Origin of the sequence: Streptomyces kebangsaanensis, from assembly GCF_001906585.1 — a bacterium.
GTDB lineage: Bacteria > Actinomycetota > Actinomycetes > Streptomycetales > Streptomycetaceae > Streptomyces > Streptomyces kebangsaanensis.
In genome coordinates, this window is the sequence record NZ_JUJA01000149.1 from 16242 (window position 1) to 34593 (window position 18352).

Genomic DNA, 18352 nt, shown 5'->3' on the forward strand with positions numbered 1-18352 from the left:
GAGCCGGTCGAGCTCCTCCTTGCCGGCGGTCTGCCGCAGCTGGGGGAAGAGGTTCTGTTCCTCGTCGGTGACGTGCTCGCGGATCTCCCGCATCAGACGGCCGATGAGCTGGTCGAACCGCGGGTCGTCCGCCCCGCAGCCCTCCAGGTCCTTCATGGTCCGCTCCGCCTCCGAGTGGTCCTGGAGCTCCTTGTCGGCGATCGAGTCGCCGTCCGGCAGGTACTGGCGCACCGCCGGATACAGGTGCATCTCCTCGGCCACGGAGTGGCGGACCAGCTCGATGGTGGCCTGGTCGGCCAGGTCCTTGCGCCGTTTGTCCCCCGGCGGGAGGGCTTCGATCTGCGCGAAGATCTCCTCCACCTCGCGGTGGTCGGTGGTCAGTTCCTGAATGACGTCTCCGCCGTGTCCCATGGCAGGGCTCCTTGCAGTTGGGGGGTGGTGGTCCTACCGGTGGGCCGTCCGCCGGGTTCCCGCGCCGGACGGCGGCACACCGCCGAGTACGGGGGCCGGTCCGGCGGATGCCGTGCGCCCGCGCCTCCTGCGCGGCGGGCGGCGCCGTGCTGGGCGGCGGATCGGGCCGCCCATCGGCGCACCGGACCGTCTACCCGGGGCGGCCTGTCCCATGCGCCGGGTCCCGGGGAGGGCGGTCCTCAGGCGCTCGTGCCGCCCGCGCGTGCCGAGGCCGCGACGGAGTCCGGGTCCGCCCGTGCGTCCCCACGGCCGTGGCCCATGCGCGACCGACCCCGACCGACGCCGGGACCCCGCCGACGAAATCCCCCGAAGCGCGGTCCGGCGCCACACACCGGACCGGCCGACCGGAGCCGACAGCCTGCACCGCAAGGCGGAAGGCCGGCAGACCCATGGCCCCGGTCGTGCACGTGGGACGAGGCGTGACGGGAATCCGGGTCGGCGCGGCCGGGCGTGGGCCGCGGCTCATGGCCGGGGTCGACGCGGTTCCAGTTCCGGTGGGTGCCGGGGAGCGGGCGGGACGACGGCCCCGCAGCGTGGGCGGACGCGGCGCACGGCGTCGGCCGCGCCGCCCGGTTCCGGCTGGGCGTCGGACCATGGCACGCCCGCGAACCGGGTCGGTCGGGAGCGGTGCCGGGACAGACCGCACACCCTCTGGTTCGCGCCCTGCTCCCAGGCGTGGACCTCCCCGGCGGGCAGCCGGCGGCCGTCCTCCTCGTCCCACCACTGACCAGAGGCCGCCACCGCGCAACGCCGGGTTCCCGCCATCGGCTCCGGGGTCCCCACCCGGTCGCCGGTATGCGGGACGCGCGGTACGTGGTTGCATTCGTCGGGCACGGGAACCCGGGCGAACGCCGCACACACCTTCACCCTCGGAGAGAGCAATGAGTCTGCTGCGCGTGGTCGGTCGTCCCCTGCTCGCCTCCATGTTCGTCACCGGAGGCCTCGAGTCCGTTCGCAACCCCGAGGCGGTGACCCCGCTCGCCGAGCCCGTCGTACGGCGGATCAGGGAGCGCGTGCCGGTGCTGCCGGAGCGCACCGAGCAGTGCGTGCGGCTCAGCGGCGGCGTCCAGGTCGTCGCGGGTGTGCTGCTGGGTCTGGGCCGCTTCCCCCGGCTGTCCGCGCTGGCCCTCGCCGCCACCCTGGTGCCCACCACCCTGGCCGGTCACCGGTTCTGGGAGGCGGAGGACGAGGCCGGGCGCACCCAGCAGCAGATCCACTTCCTGAAGAACGTGTCCATGCTGGGCGGTCTGCTGATCGCGGCCGACGACACCGGCAGCGCGCCGTCCCTGCTGTGGCGCGGCCGTCACGCGGGCCACGAACTGCAGCGTGACGCCCGCCTGGTGCGCCGCTCCGTCCAGGCCACGGCTCGTCCGGCCGCCGCGGTCGGCGGCATGCGCGCCAAGCTGTCGGCCTGACCGGATGCGACCGGATCGACCGGGCCGGCCGGCCCGGTCCTACGAGGGGACACGCGATGCACCGACACACCCGCTCCCGAACACGCCCGCCGGTGTTCACCGCGCGGTCCGGTCACGACCTGCTCGGCATCTACCTCAACGACCATCTGGCCGGCGCGACCGCGGGCACGGAGCGGTCCCGCCACCTCGCCACGGCCTGCCGGGGCACCGAGATCGGCGACGCGATGGCCCCGCTCGCGGCCGGGATCGCCGAGGACCGCCGGAGCCTGGTGGGGATCATGCGCCGGCTGGAGGTACCGGTCCGGCGCTACAAGGTGTACGCCGGGCTCCTCGGCGAACGCGCCGGGCGGCTGAAGAGCAACGGCGCGCTGGTACGGCGCTCTCCGCTCAGCTCCCTGCTGGAGCTGGAGCTGCTGCGGATCGGCGTGCAGGGCAAGGCGTGCGCCTGGGAGGTGCTCCGAGGGCTCGCCGACCGCGACGCGCGCCTGGACCCGCAACACCTCGACGACCTGCGTGAACGGGCCCGGCGGCAGCTGCGCGTCCTCGAGGGGCTGCATGAGCTCCAGGCCGGGCAGACCTTCTCGCACGGATGATGCCGCTCGCGTCGAGCGTCTCGGAGACGCCGACGGGGCCCCCGCTCGTCGAGCGGGGGCCCCGCTGAGGCTCCTCGCGGTCCCGTCCGCGCCGGCCGGATCAGTCCTTGAAGGTGTCCTTGGCCTTCTCCTTGGCCTGGCGGAGGTCGCCCTTGGACTTCTCGGCCTGTCCCTCGGCCGTCATGCTCTCGTTGCCCACGGCGCGACCCACCGTCTCCTTGGCCTTGCCCTTCATCTGTTCCTTCTTGGCCTTGGCCTTCTCGTCACCAGCCACTGTCGCTCACTCCAAGCCTGAATCGACGTCGGTGTTCAGTGCTCCGGGTGCTCGGCAAGGCGGTGGTCAAACCTCCCTTCGCGTTCTTCGGTGCCGCTGAGCGCCCGGCGGGTACCCGGGGCGGGCAGCCGTCCGAAGGGAGCGTCGCCATGTCCGTGCCGCTGACCGTCGACGCCCGCGAGCGGGGACTGACCGGTGACGGGACCACCAACGACCAGCCGGCGTTCCAGCGTGCGGTGGACGCGCTGGGCGCGGCGTGTGCCGCGGACGGCCGCCCGCGTGTCCTGTACGTCCCCGCCGGGCGGTACCTGATGCTCGACGAGCCCACCGTCTGGCGCAGCGGCGTCTCCCTGGTGGGCGCGGGGCGCGGCGCCACCTGCTTCGTCCTGCGCAACCCCGGCAACCGTACGACGCCCGTACCGCTGACCTGGTTCACCACCGCCCAGCACGGCGCCGGCCGGGACAACCACCTCGCGGACATCACCTTCGCCCACTTCGAGATCGACGGTTCGGGCGTGACGAACGAGGAGTACGATCCGCTGGCCAAGGGCCTCGGCCTGCAGTACGTGCTGCGCGGCCGCTTCACCGACCTGTACGTCCACGACACGGCGGCCACCGGCTTCGGCTGCGACTTCCTCCAGGACACGGTGGTGGAGGGGGTGCTGGCCCAGCGGTGCGGGCGGCAGGACAGCGGCGAGCAGATGGGCGGTGCGGGCATCGGGATCGGCGTGGGCGGCTGGGGCCGGGTCGAGCGGCTGACGGTCACCGCGTGCACCACGACCGGCAACGGCACCAACGGCATCTTCGTGGAGCTGCAGAACGAGGAGTGGCCGCCGCCCCGCGGCATCCGCATCACCGCCTGCCACGCCGAGGACAACCGCTTCGGCATCTCCGACTGGGGTGCGGACGGGCTGCTGGTCACCTCCTCGACCATGCTGGGCAACCACCAGGCCGGGTTCGACGTGTCCTCCCAGGGCACCACTCGCATCGGCGGCCGGGGCGGCATCGTCACCGGCTGTGTGATCGACGGCAACGTCCGCGACGGGATCGGGCTGGGCAACACCCCGGGGCCGTACGCCTTCCGCGGCAACCGCGTCAGCAACAACGGCCGGTACGGCTACTGGGAGCACAACCTGGCCGGCGGGGACGAGGAGCCGGCCGGGGAGGTCGTGCTGGAGGCCAACGACATCCGGGACAACGCCCTGGACGGCATCCGTGTCGATGCGCCGATGAGGGACGCCGCGGTGCTGGACAACCGGATCCTCGGCAACGGCCGCCGCGCCGCCGGGGCCGTGGAGGGCGGCGGTGACGGCGTGTCCTTCTCCGCGCTCTCGCTGACCGACGAGAAGGCCGACTGGCCCGCGGACGGGCATCGCGGCAAGGAGGTGTCGGTGGGCGGGCGGACGGCCGTGGTCGCCTTCAACACCTCCACCGAGCTCGCCCTGGTGCCGGTGCGGCCCGGCGCGGACACCGCCTGGCCGGACGGCGTGCCCGAGGCGGGCTCCCCCTACCGGCTGCCCGCCGCTCCCGGGCTGCGCGCCGGACTGACGGTCGCTGCCCCCGTGACACGGCCGCAGATGCACGGCAACCGGATCGGGAACGGCGCGCGGGCCGGCGCCCAGACCCACGGCATGCGGATCACCCGGGACGGCGAGTGGTCCGGCGGCCGCGTCTCCGACAACGACCTGAGCGGCAACGCCCGCGCGGCCACCCGCTTCGACACCCCGCCCACCGGGGGACGGTGGCGCGACAACGACGAGTGACGACGCCCGGCGGAACGGACAAGGGGCACGGGGTGCCGGTCCCGTCAGCCGTGGCCCGCGTGGGAGTGCTCGGTACGGATCTGTCGCGGACCGTGCCGGTCCCGGTGGTGCCGGTCGCGGCGCCAGTCGAGGAGCGCGACCGCCAGGGCCGCCAGCAGGGCCACGAGGGCGGAGGCGACGGAGAGGGTCACGGCGGTGCGGTAGTTCCTCCCGTCCGCCGCGAGCACCATGTAGTAGAGGCCCGGCAGGGCCGCCGTTCCCACCGCGCCGCCCAGGCGCTGCCCCGTCTGCAGGGCGCCGCCCGCGGCCCCGGCCATCCGCACCGGCACGTCGCGCAGCGTCATCGTCACGTTCGGGGAGATGACGCAGCCGCTGCCCAGGCCGCCCACGAACAGCGCGGGCGCGGCGAGCCATGCCATCGTGCCCGGCGGCGCCGTACGCAGGACCAGTGCCGTGACGGCCAGCCCGGCCAGGACCGTCACCAGTCCCCAGACGGTCAGCAGCCGCCCGAACCGTTCCACCAGCCGGCCCGCGACCACCGCGGCGGCGGCCGAGNNGATCGCGAACGGCGTCACCGCGAGACCGGACCCCAGCGGCTCGTAGCCGAGGCCGTTCTGGAAGAACAGCGCGAACACCAGCCACACCCCGCTGAACCCCACGAAGTACAGCGCGCCCAGGGACGCGCCCGGGGCGTAGCCGCGGACGCCGGTCAGCAGCCGCGGATCCAGCAGCGGCTGTCCCTCACGCGCGGCGACCCGCCGCTCCCAGCGGGCGAAGACGGCCAGCAGCGCCGCCCCCACCGGGAACAGCCACCACAGTCGGCGCAGTCCCCCGCTCTCGGCGAACACCAGCGGCAGCATCAGGCTCAGCACGCCGGCGCCGAGCAGGGCCACGCCCGGCAGGTCGAGCCGTTCCCGGCGGCCGGGCGCCACCCGTGGCAGCAGCCGGATGCCCAGCAGCAGCGCGACCGCCCCGACCGGCACATTGACGTAGAAGATCCAGCGCCAGCCCTGGCTGCCGTGCGCCAGCGCCAGGATCAGGCCGCCGGTGACCGGGCCCACCGCGCTGGAGATGCCGACCGTGGCGCCGAACAGGCCGAAGGCCCGGCCGCGTTCGGCGCCGCGGAACATCTGCTGGATCAGCGCCGAGTTCTGCGGGGCGAGGCAGCCCGCGCAGGCGCCCTGCGCGATCCGGGCCACGACCAGCCAGGCGACCGTGGGCGCGGCGCCCGCCGCGGCGCTGCACAGCACGAAGCCGGCCAGGGCCCACAGGAAGATCCTGCGCCGTCCCACGGCGTCGCCCAGCCGGCCCGCCGGCACCAGGACGAGGGCGAACGCCAGGGCGTACCCGGACACCACCCACTGCACGGAGGCCGCCGAGGTGTTCAGGTCCCGCTGCATCGACGGCAGCGCCACGGCCACGATCGTCACGTCGAGCAGGCTCATGAACCCGGTGGCCAGCGTCACCCACAGAGCCTTCCAGCGCCCGGGGGCGGGCGTGCCCGCCGGATCGCCGGTGCGTCCGCCTGGCCGCGCGTCCCTGTTCACGAGGACTCCTCCCGGTCGCCGCCGGGGAACGTGACGCCCCGGCACCACACCATCACCGCCTTGTGCGGCGTCCGCTGGGCCGTACAGTGCCCGTTGACGCGAACAAGAGGATGAAACACGCGGGGTTCCCCGGGTCTTCCCGGCTTCAGCCGGAAAACGCTGGGTAGCCGTAGTCACGACAGAGAGCACAAACCGTAACCAGCTGCACAAACGGTACTCCTATGATCATCCCGCTGAGGAAGCCGGCATCGGATGAGCAGGAGCGGAACCGGTCCGCAGCCGCGCTGCGCTACGGCGCCACCTGGGTCACCGGTGCCGCCCGTACGGCCGACGCGCGGCGCGCCGTGCACGCCTTCCTCGTCCGCGCGGCAAGAACCGCCCACGCCCGCGTCACCGCGCGCGCCGAACAGAACGCCCAGCTCGTCGTGAGCGAGCTGGTCACCAACGCCGTACAGCACGCGCCGGGCCCCTGCGGCCTGACGCTGGAGCTGTCCGCCGACAGGGCCCGGCTGGACATCACCGTCTGGGACACCTCGCCCACGCTCCCGCTGCTCCACGAGCGCGACGGCACGCGTGTGGGCGGGCACGGGCTGTACCTGGTGCACGCCTGCAGCCGCGCGCTGACGGCCACGGCCGGGCCCGGCGGCAAACGGATCACCGCCGAAGTCGCCCTGTAGTCCGCGCGGTCCGCGGCGCGTATGCGCGTCCCCGCAGGGGGGTACTCCGGGTGGGTCCGGACAGCACCGTTCCCGTGAGACCACACAGACGGGCCCCGTCCCGTCGGGCAAGGACCACCATGGCCGCCTTCGACGCCGACGCCATCGACCTGCACTTCATCGGCAACGCGACGGTCCTGCTGCGCTACGGCGACCTGACCCTGCTGACGGATCCCAACTTCCTGCACCGCGGCGAGCACGCCCACCTGGGGTACGGGCTGATGAGCCGCCGCCTCACCGAGCCCGCCCTCGACCCCGGGCAACTGCCGCGCCTGGACGCCGTGGTGCTCTCCCACCTGCACGGCGACCACTGGGACCGCAGGGCGCGGCAGCACCTGGACCGCTCGGTGCCGATCGTCACCACACCGCACGCGGCCCGCCGGCTGCGCACCTGGCAGGGGTTCCGGCGGGCCGGGGGCCTGCGCACCTGGGAGTCCTGCGCCTTCCGGCAGGGCGACGCCCGGGTCCGGGTGACCTCCCTGCCCGGCCTGCACTCCCTGCAGCCCGTGCTGCGCCGCCTGCTGCCGCCGGTGATGGGCAGCATGCTGGAGTTCGGCCCCCGCGACGGGGCGGTGCGGCTGCGGCTGTACGTCTCCGGCGACACGCTCCTGTTCGACGGCCTGGAGGAGATCGCCCGCCACTTCCCCGGCGCCGACCTGGCGGTGCTGCACCTGGGCGGTACCACCCTGCCGGGCGGTTTCGTGGTCACCATGGACGGCGCGCAGGGCGCCGAGCTCGCCCGCCGGCTCGACTACCGGAACATCCTGCCGGTGCACTACGACGACTACACCGTCTTCCGCTCCCCGCTCGACGACTTCCTGGCCGAGGTGCGCGGGCTCGGCCTGCAGGAGCGGCTGGTCCACTGCCGGCGCGGGCAGCACGCGCGCGTGGCGGCCCGCGGAGAGCGGCCCATGGTCGGCTGAGCCCCTCCGGCCGGGCAGGCAGCGGCTGCCGGACGGCCGCGGAGGTGTTTTCCTCGTGGGGTGGAGGCAACTCGGCCCGCACACCGGCGGAAGGACCGTCTTCCCGCCGCCCTCCTGCCCCACGGAACGGGAGTTCCGGATGACATCACAGCACCGGCCGCCCCGCGCGCGCGGTCTGCGTATCGGCCTGCTGGGCTCCTACGGCGGCTTCAACATCGGCGACGAGGCCATCCTGCAGTGCGTCCTCGGCTGCCTGCGGTCCCACCGGCCGCGGGCCCACCTGATCGTCTTCAGCCGCGACGCCGGACACACCCGCGCCCACCGGCCGACGGCGGACGAGGTGGTGGACTGGGAGGGCGTGCCGCAGAAACAGGTCACCGATGTGCTGTCCGGCCTGGATCTGCTGGTGCTCGGCGGGGGCGGCATCCTCTACGACGGCGAGGCGCGCCGCTATCTGAAACTGGTGCGCGCGGCGCAGGTCCGGGGTGTGCGCACCTTCGCCTACGCGGTCGGTGCCGGTCCGCTGCGCGAGGCCGACGACCGGGAGGCCGTACGGACCGTGCTGGCGGACATGGACGAGGTGGTGGTCCGTGACGAGGAGTCGCGCCTGGTCCTGGAGGAGGTCGGGGTGGAGCGGGACCTCGTCGTCACCGCCGACCCGGCGCTGCTGCTGCCGCCGGAGCCGTTCACCGCCGAGATGATGCGGCAGGAGGGCGTGCCGGCCGACGCCCGACTGGTGGGCATGTCGGTGCGCGAGCCCGGCCGGGCGGCGGAGAACCTGGACGAGGGCGACTACCACGCCCTGCTCGCCGACGTCGCGGACTTCCTGGTGCGCCGCCTGGACTCCCACGTGGTCTTCATGCCGATGGAGCGCCACGACGTCCGCCACGCCCACGCCGTGCTGTCCCGGATGACCGCGCCGGACCGGGGCCGGATCCTGCACAGCGCCTACACGCCCGGGCAGGTGCTGGGCCTGATGAGCCACCTGGACCTGGTGGTCGGCATGCGGCTGCACTTCCTGATCTTCGCGGCCGTCTCCGGGCTGCCCGTGCTGCCGCTGCCGTACGCCGGCAAGGTCTTCGACTTCGCCCGCCGGCTGGGTGCCCCGGCGCTGGTGGGCGTGGCCCGCGAGCAGGTCGGTCTGCTGCTGGCCGAGGTGGACCGGCTGTGGGACGAGTTCCCGCAGCGCCGGGTGGACCTGGGCGCCCGCGTCCGCACCCTCAAGGAGCTCGCCGCGGAGACCTGCGCGCGATGCGGGGCCCTGCTGGACGCGATGGACCGCGCCGACGACGCGGCCCGGGCGGCCGGCCTGCACCTGCTGGGCCCCGAGCACGACGTGGGCGCCGGGGACGACGAGGTGCCCGAGGACGGCGTGGTGCGCAGCCGCAGCGCCGGACGGGAGGTGTGATGCCGATCCTGCGCCGCCCCGAACAGCCGCGGACCGTGACGCTCCCCCCGCGTTCGGCCCAGCACGCGGGACGTACGAATGTGCTGGTGGTGGGTGGTGGACCCGCGGGGACCGCGGCCGCGTACGCCGCCGCCCACGCCGGTGCCGACGTGGTCCTGGTCGAGCGGTACGCCTTCCTCGGCGGCAACGCCACCGTCGCGCTGGTGATGCCGCTGATGTCGTTCCACAACGAGCACAAGCAGGCGGTGTTCACCGAGGACGGCGGAGGGGGCCGGCTGCTGCCCACCGACCACGGCGAGGGGGAACCCGTGGTGGCCGGGTTCCTGTGGCGGCTGCTGGACCGGCTCACCGCGCGCGGAGGCTGCGTCCCGCCGTCCCTGGACACCGGCTACACCGTGCCGTTCGACCCGGAGCTGTTCAAACTCGTGCTGCTGGACCTGCTCGACGAGGCCGGGGTGAGTCTGCTGCTCCACTCCTTCGCGTCGGGCGCGCTGCCCCTGGAGGACGGCTGGCGGGTGGTGTTCGAGACCAAGTCGGGCCCGGTGGTGATCGACGCGGACGTCGTGGTGGACGGCACCGGCGACGGGGACGTGGCCGCCGCGTGCGGGGCCCCCTTCGAGGTGGGGCGCCGGGAGGACGGGCGGGTGCAGCCGATGACGCTGATGTTCCGGGTGGCCGACTTCGCCGCTCCCCGCTTCGCCGAGTACGTCCGGGCCCACCCCGACCAGTGGCGCGGCGTCCACGGGCTGTGGGACCTCGTCCAGGAGGCCACCGAGGCGGGCGAGCTGCGGCTGCCGCGCGAGGACATCCTGTTCTTCGGCACCCCGCACCCCCGGGAGCTCTCCGTCAACAGCACCCGCGTCACCGGGGCGCTCGGCATCGACGTGTGGGACCTGAGCCGTGCCGAGTGGACCGCCCGCCGCCAGCTGGACCGGATCGACCACTTCCTGCGCTCGCGCGTGCCCGGCTTCGAGGAGGCGTACGCGGTGCAGAGCGGCGTCCAGATCGGGGTGCGCGAGACCCGCCGCGTCATGGGCGACTACCGGCTGACCGGCTACGACATCCTCGACGCCCGTGCCTTCCCGGACGTCGTCGCGCACGGCGCCTACCCGATCGACATCCACAACCCGGAGGGCAGCGGAACCGTGATCAGGCGTGTCCCCCGGGGCCGCTACTACGACATCCCGCTGCGCTGCCTGCTGCCCCGGGACACCGAGCGGCTGCTCGTCGCCGGCCGCTGCATCTCCGGATCGCACGTGGCGCACTCCTCGTACCGGGTCATGCCGATCGCGATGGCCACCGGGCAGGCGGCGGGCGTCTGCGCCGCGCTGGCCACCCGGACGGGCCGGCTGCCCCGGGAGGTGCCGTACGCCCTCGTCCAGCGGGAGCTGCTGCGCCAGGGCGCCCGTCTGCGCGTCCCGGAGGACATCGAGGTGCCCCGCCCCGTGTAGCCGTACCGGCCCTACGGCTCGCGCGTCGGCGCCGGAGGCGAAAAAATGTGTGTGAGGTTTCGGTACGGGGGTACACGCCCCGGCGTCCGCTTGATCATGACGGCGGTCGTGTACTGAAGAGGCTCCGGTTGAGAGGGAGGTGCCGCACAATGGCGGTGACCACAGAGGTGAAGGCGACTCGGGCAGACACGCGGCTGCCGGAGGTGGCCGACCCCTCCCAGGTCGCACCCGCCGACGCGCGGGCCCTGTCACGGCTGTTCTTCGACCGGCTGGCCACGCTCGAGGAGGGCACGCCGGAGCACCAGTACGCGCGCAACACGCTGATCGAGATGAACATGTCCCTGGTCCGCTACGCGGCCGGCCGCTTCCGCAGCCGGGGTCCGCAGGAGATGGAGGACATCGTCCAGGTCGGCATGATCGGGCTGATCAAGGCGATCGACCGGTTCGAGCTGGCCCGCGAGGTGGAGTTCACGTCCTTCGCGGTGCCCTACATCGTCGGCGAGATCAAGCGTTTCTTCCGCGACACCTCCTGGGCCGTGCACGTCCCGCGGCGACTGCAGGAGGCCCGCGTCGAGCTGGCCAAGGCCACCGAGGAGCTCGGCAGCCGGCTGGGCCGCAAGCCCACGACCAAGGAGCTCGCGGAGCTGATGAACCTGCCCGAGCAGGAGGTCGTCGACGCGATGGTGGCCTCCAACGGCTACACCTCCGCCTCCCTGGACGCCACCGTCGGCGGCAGCGAGGACGGCGAGAGCGTCCTGGCCGACTTCATCGGCGCCGAGGACACCGGCATGGAACTCGTGGAGGACCTGCACAGCCTGGCCCCGCTGCTCGCGGAGCTGGACGAGCGGGACCGGCAGATCATCCACATGCGGTTCGTCGAGGAACTCACCCAGGCGCAGATCGGCGAGCGCCTCGGCATCTCCCAGATGCACGTGTCCCGTCTGCTCAGCCGGCTGCTGACCCGGCTGCGGCAGGGCCTGCTGGCCACCCGCTGACGACGGGGCCACGGCACGGGGCCGGACGCCGCCGTCCTGGGGAGGTGGGCGGCGTCCGGCCCCGTTCGCTCGTCGGGCGCCTCAGCGCGTGACGACGTGCCGCTCGTCGGGGACGCAGTGGGTCATGGTGAGCCCCTCCACGTCGCGCGGCGGGTTCTTGCCGAGGTTGGACAGGCGTTTGCGGTCCTCGTCGGTCAGGTTCTGGTCGGCCAGCGGCTGCAGCCGGGCGACGTCCTTGGGAGAGATGCCCAGGCCCTCACCGACCTTCAGCCCGAGCTCGTTCTCCACCAGCAGGAAGTGCCACACCATGCGCTCCTGCACCGGGCGGTCGCACCGGGACAGCTGGCTCACGAAGTTCTTCACCAGGTCGTCGCGCTCCCACTGCTCCATCAGCAGGTAGCGCTGCCCCGCCTGCAGGTAGTCGTTGGTGCGCGGGATCCGCTTGCGGGTCAGCCGGCCACGGATCTCGGGCCCCTGCTCCTCGTGCGCGGGGTACGTGGCCTCGCACAGCGAGCCGTCGGTGATCGACGGCTCGTAGTTGACGCCCGGGTTGTCGCCGCCGTCCACGTGGTAGGCCATCTGGCCGTCGCGCTGGTTGGTGCGCACCTCGGCGTGCCTGGCCTGGTTGACGGGCAGTTGGAGGTAGTTGGGGCCCACCCGGTGGCGCTGGGTGTCGCTGTAGGAGAAGGTCCGGCCGACCAGCATCTTGTCGTCGGAGAAGTCGAGACCGTCGACGAGCACGCCGGTGCCGAAGGAGATCTGCTCGCTCTCGGCGAAGAAGTTCTCCGGCATCCGGTCGAGCACCATGCGGCCCACCGGCTTCGGCGGGAAGTCCTGCTCGGGCCAGGTCTTGGTGTCGTCCAGCGGGTCGAAGTCCAGCTCCGGGTGGTCGTGGTCGTCCATCATCTGCACGAGCAGTTCCCACTCGGGGTACTCGCCGCGCGCGACCGCCTCGTACAGGTCCTTGGTCGCGTGGCCCAGCGATTCCGCCTGTACGTTGGCCGCGTCCTCCTCGGTCATGCTGCGCACGCCCTGCTTGGGCATCCAGTGGTACTTCACCAGCAAGGTGTGGCCCTCGTCGTTCACCCACTTGTAGGTGTTGACGCCGAAGCCCTGCATGTGCCGGTAGTCGGCGGGGATGCCGCGCGGGCTGAACAGGTTGACCAGCATGTGCATCGACTCGGGCGTCTGCGACATGAAGTCGAAGATCCGCCGGGGCTGCTGCTCGAAGGTCACCGGGTCGGGCTTGAGGGCGTGGATGACGTCCGGGAACTTGATGGCGTCCCGGATGAAGAACACGCCCAGGTTGTTGCCGACCAGGTCCCAGTTGCCGTCCTCGGTGTAGAACTTCACCGCGAAGCCGCGCGGGTCGCGGGCGGCCTCGGAGGAGTCCCGGCCGCCGATGACGGTGGAGAAGCGGACGGCGACGTCCGTACGCCTGCCGCGCTCCTGGAACAGCTCGGCCCGGGTGTAGCGGCCGATCGGCTCGTCCCCCCAGGAGCCGTACGCCTCGAAGAAGCCGTACGCCGTCACGCCCCGGGCGTGGACGACCCGTTCGGGGATGCGCTCCCGGTCGAAGTGGCTGATCTTCTCCAGGAACTGGTAGTTCTCCAGCGTCGCCGGACCGCGGGGGCCGACCGTCCGCTGGTTCTGGTTGTCGTAGACGGGGTGGCCCTGCCGGTTGGTGAGGGTCTTCCGGTCGCCGCCCGGGGCGGGGCCCTTGCTGGATACGTCCGTCATGCCCGTGGACTCCTTCGACTCGTTGCTGCGGTTGCGGTGCGGGCTGTGCGGCGCTCACCGGCCGGCACCGCGAGGCGCCCGGGTACCCCGCCTTCCCACGCCTACGAGAGTGTGACCGCTTTTGACCCGTTTCATCCTCTTCCGCGACCGATGTTGGGCCGAACGGATCCCGCAAGGCCCGGCCGACGAGCAGGGCCGGGCGGGCCCGACGGCGAACTCCACCCGTCCCACGTGGAGTTCGTCCGCGTGAGCGCACGCACCGGACACGACGCCCCCGCGCCATGGCCCGCATCGCTCCGGCGAGTACGAGACCGTTGCCGCCGGCACCTGGAACCGCCGAGCAGAGGGGTCGCGGGGTACGCGGTCCGCGTTCCCCCGCTCGCGGCTTCTTGCACTCCCCCCGCCGGGCCGCCCGGTGCGGGTACCGGCGTCGGCGCCGGGGGCGGGTCCGTGGCAGGGCCCCGGCGTGCGCCACCGGCGACCGGTTCTTCGACGCACACCCCGTACTCCGGCCGAAGGGGCGACGTGGCGAGGTGGCTGGTGGACGACACGGAGCGCCGGGCCCGGTCGTCGTCGAGGCGGTCGAGGCCGACGCCTACCGAGGGCCGCGCCGGCCCGCGCGGCACGCGGCCGCGCACAGCATCCGGGCCGACCACAGCCACATGAGGGCGAAGGACGCCAGCAGTGCGAGCAGGACCAGGACCTGCCGGACGTCCGCGTCATGGCCGAGCACGGCGGCGAGCAGGGAGACGGTCCACACGGCCGTGCCCGCCGCGTACACGCCGTGCAACCGCCGCAACCGTTCCGTGGCCGACGTGCGGGCGCGGAGGGGAACCACCTCGGGAGTCATGGGCATTCGGTACCCGGCGACGCCGTCCGCAAGCCCCGTGATCGCGCGCCGGGTCCGGATCCGGTCGTCACGAGCCCGTCGTCCGCCCGGAGGACGGTCCCGGCGGCCGCCGTGACGTACGGCCGTCCGCGCGGCCCCGGGCACCGCTGTCGCCGCTGTCGCCGCTGTCGCCGCTGTCGCCGACCAGGGTCTGCCGGAGATGCGGGACGACACGGGTCAGCCCCAGCACGCCCCACAGGATCAGCCCGGCACCCATCAGCTCCGGCACGAACCACCAGCCCGTACGGACCGACTCGTCGAAGAGCGTGACGCCCAGCAGCAGGCTCACCGTCGCGTCACCGATCGTCAGCGCCGGCTGGGAGGCCGCCAGCGGGCCGGCCTGGAGGGCGTTCTCCAGCAGCAGCAGGGCGCTGATCCCGGTGAGCGCGAAGCCGTACGTCTGCCAGGCGGTGAGGAAGGCCGCGAAACCGTGGGCGGCGAGGGTGCCGCTCGCGGACTTCAGCAGCGCGGCGGTCAGGGCGTTGCCGATGGCGGCGGCCGCGGCCAGTACGGCGGCCCGGAACAGGGGGGAGCCCCGCGACCGGGCCAGGACCACCGCGAGCGCCATCGCTCCCAGGCACAGCACCAGAACGGGGATCCAGCGCACCATGGCCGCCTGGTCCTCCGCTCCGGCGGGGGCGGCCGAGACCAGGACCAGCGTGAGACCGGCGACCACGCCCGCCACGGCCCACCAGCCCGCGCGGGGCAGCCGGCGGTGCATCAGGGGGACGGCGATGAGCAGGGCGAAGGGGAGTTCCAGGATGAACAAGGGCTGGACCAGCGCCATCGGCCCGTTGACCAGGGCGAGCGCCTGGAACAGGGCGGCTCCCGCCACTCCGCCGACACCGGCCAGCCAGGCCGGACGGCGCACCAGGGCGAGCAGCAGGCGCAGTCCGCCGCCGCGCGCGACGGTGGAGGCCGCCTTGCGCTGGAAGGCCGTCCCCATGGCGTTGCTGGCGGCTCCCATGACGGCGAAGCCCACGGCCGACCCGATCACAGGTCCACGATGCACGACGGAAGCCGTGCCGTCCTGCCGCCCGCCCCCCTGCCATAAGCCCGCTTTATGAGCTCATAGACCGGACCCGCGTACCAACTTAGGTTTGCCTCAGCTTAGGGTGGCAGTCGTCCGTCCTCGCTCGAAGGGAACCTGATCATGCCCCGCCCCCTGCGGGTAGCCATCGTCGGAGCCGGCCCCGCCGGGATCTACGCCGCCGACGCCCTGCTCAAGTCCGACGTCGCCGCCGAGCCGGGCGTGTCCATCGACCTCTTCGAGCGCATGCCGGCCCCGTTCGGCCTGATCCGCTACGGCGTCGCCCCCGACCACCCCCGGATCAAGGGCATCATCACCGCGCTCCACCAGGTGCTCGACAAGCCTCAGATCCGGCTCTTCGGCAATGTCGACTATCCGGGCGACATCGGCCTGGACGACCTGCGCGCGTTCTACGACGCCGTGGTCTTCTCCACCGGCGCGACGGCCGACCGGGCGCTGCCCGTCCCCGGCATCGGCCTCGACGGCTCCTACGGCGCCGCCGACTTCGTCTCCTGGTACGACGGGCACCCGGACGTGCCGCGCACCTGGCCGCTGACCGCTCAAAAGGTCGCCGTCCTCGGGGTCGGCAACGTCGCCCTCGACGTGGCCCGCATCCTCGCCAAGACGGCGGACGAGCTGCTGCCGACCGAGATCCCGCCGAACGTCCACGACGGTCTGAAGGCCAACCGGACACAGGAGATCCACGTCTTCGGCCGGCGCGGCCCGGCGCAGGCGAAGTTCAGCCCGATGGAGCTCAGGGAGCTCGACCACTCCCCCAGCATCGAGGTGATCGTCGACCCCGAGGACATCGACTACGACGAGGGCTCCATCGCCACCCGGCGCGGCAACAAGCAGGCCGACATGGTCGCCAAGACGCTGGAGAACTGGGCGATCCGCGACGTCGGCGACCGGCCGCACAAGCTGTTCCTGCACTTCTTCGAGTCCCCGGTCGAGATCCTCGGCGAGGACGGCCGGGTCGTCGGGCTGCGCACCGAGCGCACCGCGCTCGACGGCACCGGCAACGTCAAGGGCACCGGCGCCTTCAAGGACTGGGACGTCACCGCCGTCTACCGCGCCGTGGGCTACCTCTCCGACCGGCTGCCCAAGCTGCCCTGGGACCTGGAGTCGGGCACCGTTCCCAACGAGGGCGGCCGGATCGTCGCCGAGACCGGCGAGCACGTGCGGTCCACGTACGTCACCGGCTGGATCCGGCGCGGCCCCGTGGGGCTGATCGGTCACACCAAGGGCGACGCCAACGAGACGGTCGCCAACCTGCTCGACGACTTCGCGAACGGCCGCCTGCACACCCCGGCCTCCCCCGCCCCCGAGGCCGTGGACGCCTTCCTCGCCGAGCGGAACGTCCGCTTCACCACCTGGGACGGCTGGTACCGGCTGGACGCCGCGGAGAAGGCCCTGGGCGAACCGCAGGGCCGCGAGCGCGTGAAGATCGTCGGTCGCGAGGACATGCTCCGCGCGAGCGGCGCGTAGCCGCGGCCCGTCCGGTGTGCGGGCGCCGTTCCGCGCGCGGGCCCGCACACCGGACGGGGACACCACGCGTGTTCACGGCGAGCGGGGACACCCGGACCTCATGGACCGTCTGCACCTTCCCGGTCACCGGGACCACTCCACCGCCAAGGACGCCCGAACGCGCGCCGAGCACGACGGGCGGGAGCCCGACCGCGGCCCGGAGGCGGGAACCGGAAGCGCCGGAACCACCGGGCCCGACGCCGCGGCCGAGCGGCGCGCTCCCGACTCGCCCACCGACCTGCCCGGCCGCTCGTGGCTCGCGGTCCTCCGCCGCGTCCTCAAGGAGTTCAAGGACGACGAGCTGACCGACCGCGCCGCCGCCCTGACGTACTACGGGGTGCTGTCGCTGTTCCCGGCGCTGCTCGTGCTGGTCTCCCTGCTCGGCGTGGCCGGCAGGTCGGCCACCACGCAGGTGCTGGACAGTCTGCAGAAGCTCACGCCGGGCTCGGCGCGGGACATCATCTCCAACGCGGTGCATCAGCTGCAGCACAACGCCGGCGTGGGCTCCGTACTGGCGGTGGTGGGTCTGCTCGGCGCGATCTGGTCGGCCTCCGGGTACGTCGCCGCGTTCATCCGCGCCGCCAACGCGGTCTACGACGTCCCCGAGGGGCGTCCCGTGTGGAAGGTGCTGCCGCTGCGGGTGGCGCTGACCGTGACCCTGATGGTGCTCGCCGTGGCCAGCGCCCTGATCGTCGTCTTCACCGGCACCCTGGCCCGCCAGGCGGGCGCCGCGCTCGGCATGGGGGACGCGGCGCTGACCGCCTGGTCCATCGCGAAGTGGCCCGTCCTGGTCCTCCTGGTCACCATGATGATCGCGCTGCTGTACTGGGCCACGCCCAACGCCAGGGTCCGCGGCTTCCGGTGGATCACGCCGGGCAGCCTGCTCGCCCTGCTGGTCTGGCTGGCCGCCTCGGCCGGTTTCGCCTTCTACGTGGCGAACTTCGGCTCGTACAACAAGACCTACGGCACTCTGGCCGGTGTCATCATCTTCCTCGTGTGGCTGTGGGTGACCAATCTGGCCATTCTGCTGGGCCTGGAGTTCGACGCCGAGATGGCGCGTCAGCGTGTGATCGACGGCGGGCATCCGGCGGACGACGAGCCCTACGTGCAGCCCCGGGACACCCGTACCTGGGACGAGGAGGACCAGCGGCGCATGGACGAGGGCTGCTGAGCCACGTGGCCGTACGGCCGGCGGGCACCCAGGTGCCCAGGTGCCATGACTCGCCACAGCGACGTCCCCGGCTCACCCGAGGACCCCCGCGGCGCAAAGCGGCGGAAGGCCGGGCGGAGCGGCGTGGAGCACAGGGAGCGGCGTGGAGCGCAGGGAGCGGCGGGAGGAGCGCGCCGCCTCCCGCCCGTTCAGCTTGTCCGTACCCGGAGCGGCACGCCGACGTGCGCGCCACCCGGCACATCAGCCGCGAGCAGGCCGACGCGGACAGCGCACCGGGCGCGCCCGGCGGCCACGGCACCACCAGCGGCGGCCGACCCGGCGCCCGGACCGGTGTCCGGCCGGGCGGCGACGGCGGCGAGGAGGCCGGATACGAGGACACCATCGCGGGCGGCGGATCCCGCCCCGGCGACGAGGAGCGGCCGTAGGGCACCTTGCTCCC

17 protein-coding genes and 1 pseudogene are annotated in these 18352 nt (G+C 73.1%); 11 read left to right on the forward strand and 7 right to left on the reverse strand.

Going from position 1 to position 18352, the window contains the following annotated elements; translation table 11 throughout:
* A partial coding sequence (locus tag RH94_RS24115; RefSeq protein ID WP_234425999.1) for a hemerythrin domain-containing protein occupies positions 1-411 on the reverse strand: 411 nt, incomplete at its 3' end.
* Positions 412-1352: 941 nt separating this feature from the next.
* Here RH94_RS24115 and RH94_RS24125 point away from each other — a divergent pair.
* Both RH94_RS24125 and RH94_RS24130 read left to right on the forward strand, forming a co-directional pair.
* A complete protein-coding gene (locus tag RH94_RS24125) occupies positions 1353-1886 on the forward strand; it encodes a DoxX family protein (RefSeq protein WP_073949876.1) in 534 nt (177 codons plus the stop codon).
* Positions 1887-1942: 56 nt separating this feature from the next.
* On the forward strand, positions 1943-2479 hold the full coding sequence (locus tag RH94_RS24130) for a hypothetical protein (protein WP_107428806.1): 537 nt from the start codon (positions 1943-1945) through the stop codon (positions 2477-2479).
* Between the two features lie 100 nt (positions 2480-2579).
* Here the strand turns inward: RH94_RS24130 and RH94_RS24135 are convergent, their stop codons facing one another.
* Positions 2580-2753 (reverse strand): CsbD family protein, encoded by a 174-nt coding sequence (locus tag RH94_RS24135; RefSeq protein ID WP_073949880.1) that lies wholly within the window; start codon positions 2751-2753, stop codon positions 2580-2582.
* A 149-nt stretch (positions 2754-2902) separates the two neighbouring features.
* On the opposite strand from RH94_RS24135, the gene RH94_RS24140 reads away from it, so the two are divergent.
* A complete protein-coding gene (locus tag RH94_RS24140) occupies positions 2903-4516 on the forward strand; it encodes a right-handed parallel beta-helix repeat-containing protein (RefSeq protein ID WP_073949960.1) in 1614 nt (537 codons plus the stop codon).
* A gap of 44 nt (positions 4517-4560) precedes the next feature.
* Here the strand turns inward: RH94_RS24140 and RH94_RS44435 are convergent.
* On the reverse strand, positions 4561-5071 hold a 511-nt coding region (locus tag RH94_RS44435), incomplete at its 5' end, for an MFS transporter (RefSeq protein ID WP_324614307.1).
* Between the two features lie 2 nt (positions 5072-5073).
* Positions 5074-6063: pseudogene (locus RH94_RS44440) on the reverse strand (MFS transporter); the annotation flags it as partial.
* A 221-nt stretch (positions 6064-6284) separates the two neighbouring features.
* On the opposite strand from RH94_RS44440, the gene RH94_RS24150 reads away from it, so the two are divergent.
* The 5 genes from RH94_RS24150 (at position 6285) to RH94_RS24170 (ending at position 11556) form a co-directional block, all read left to right on the forward strand.
* Complete coding sequence (locus tag RH94_RS24150) at positions 6285-6740, forward strand: ATP-binding protein (protein ID WP_073949884.1); 456 nt, start codon at positions 6285-6287, stop codon at positions 6738-6740.
* Between the two features lie 119 nt (positions 6741-6859).
* Complete coding sequence (locus tag RH94_RS24155) at positions 6860-7702, forward strand: MBL fold metallo-hydrolase (protein ID WP_073949886.1); 843 nt, start codon at positions 6860-6862, stop codon at positions 7700-7702.
* Positions 7703-7841: 139 nt separating this feature from the next.
* Entirely contained in the window at positions 7842-9110 is a 1269-nt protein-coding gene (locus RH94_RS24160; RefSeq protein ID WP_234426000.1) for a polysaccharide pyruvyl transferase family protein, read from the forward strand.
* Positions 9110-10561: an FAD-dependent oxidoreductase gene (locus tag RH94_RS24165; RefSeq protein ID WP_073949962.1), complete on the forward strand. Its 1452-nt coding sequence runs from the start codon at positions 9110-9112 to the stop codon at positions 10559-10561. Before RH94_RS24160 ends, RH94_RS24165 begins: the two co-directional genes overlap by 1 nt.
* Positions 10562-10710: 149 nt before the next feature.
* On the forward strand, positions 10711-11556 hold the full coding sequence (locus RH94_RS24170; RefSeq protein WP_073949888.1) for an RNA polymerase sigma factor SigF: 846 nt from the start codon (positions 10711-10713) through the stop codon (positions 11554-11556).
* An 81-nt stretch (positions 11557-11637) separates the two neighbouring features.
* On the opposite strand, the gene RH94_RS24175 is transcribed toward RH94_RS24170, so the two are convergent.
* The 3 genes from RH94_RS24175 to RH94_RS24185 form a co-directional block, all read right to left on the reverse strand.
* A complete protein-coding gene (locus RH94_RS24175; RefSeq protein ID WP_073949890.1) occupies positions 11638-13296 on the reverse strand; it encodes a catalase in 1659 nt (552 codons plus the stop codon).
* A gap of 595 nt (positions 13297-13891) precedes the next feature.
* The gene (locus RH94_RS24180; protein ID WP_073949892.1) at positions 13892-14146 is read right to left on the reverse strand and encodes a hypothetical protein; all 255 of its coding nucleotides are present in this window, start codon (positions 14144-14146) and stop codon (positions 13892-13894) included.
* 67 nt (positions 14147-14213) lie between these two features.
* Positions 14214-15182: a DMT family transporter gene (locus RH94_RS24185; RefSeq protein ID WP_199881045.1), complete on the reverse strand. Its 969-nt coding sequence runs from the start codon at positions 15180-15182 to the stop codon at positions 14214-14216.
* A 156-nt stretch (positions 15183-15338) separates the two neighbouring features.
* Here RH94_RS24185 and RH94_RS24190 point away from each other — a divergent pair, with 156 nt between their 5' ends.
* The 3 genes from RH94_RS24190 (at position 15339) to RH94_RS39880 (ending at position 18338) form a co-directional block, all read left to right on the forward strand.
* Complete coding sequence (locus tag RH94_RS24190) at positions 15339-16703, forward strand: FAD-dependent oxidoreductase (protein ID WP_073949894.1); 1365 nt, start codon at positions 15339-15341, stop codon at positions 16701-16703.
* 100 nt (positions 16704-16803) lie between these two features.
* Positions 16804-17913 (forward strand): YihY/virulence factor BrkB family protein, encoded by a 1110-nt coding sequence (locus RH94_RS24195; protein ID WP_073949895.1) that lies wholly within the window; start codon positions 16804-16806, stop codon positions 17911-17913.
* 221 nt (positions 17914-18134) lie between these two features.
* Entirely contained in the window at positions 18135-18338 is a 204-nt protein-coding gene (locus RH94_RS39880; RefSeq protein ID WP_073949897.1) for a hypothetical protein, read from the forward strand.
* The last annotated feature ends 14 nt before the right edge of the window (positions 18339-18352 follow it).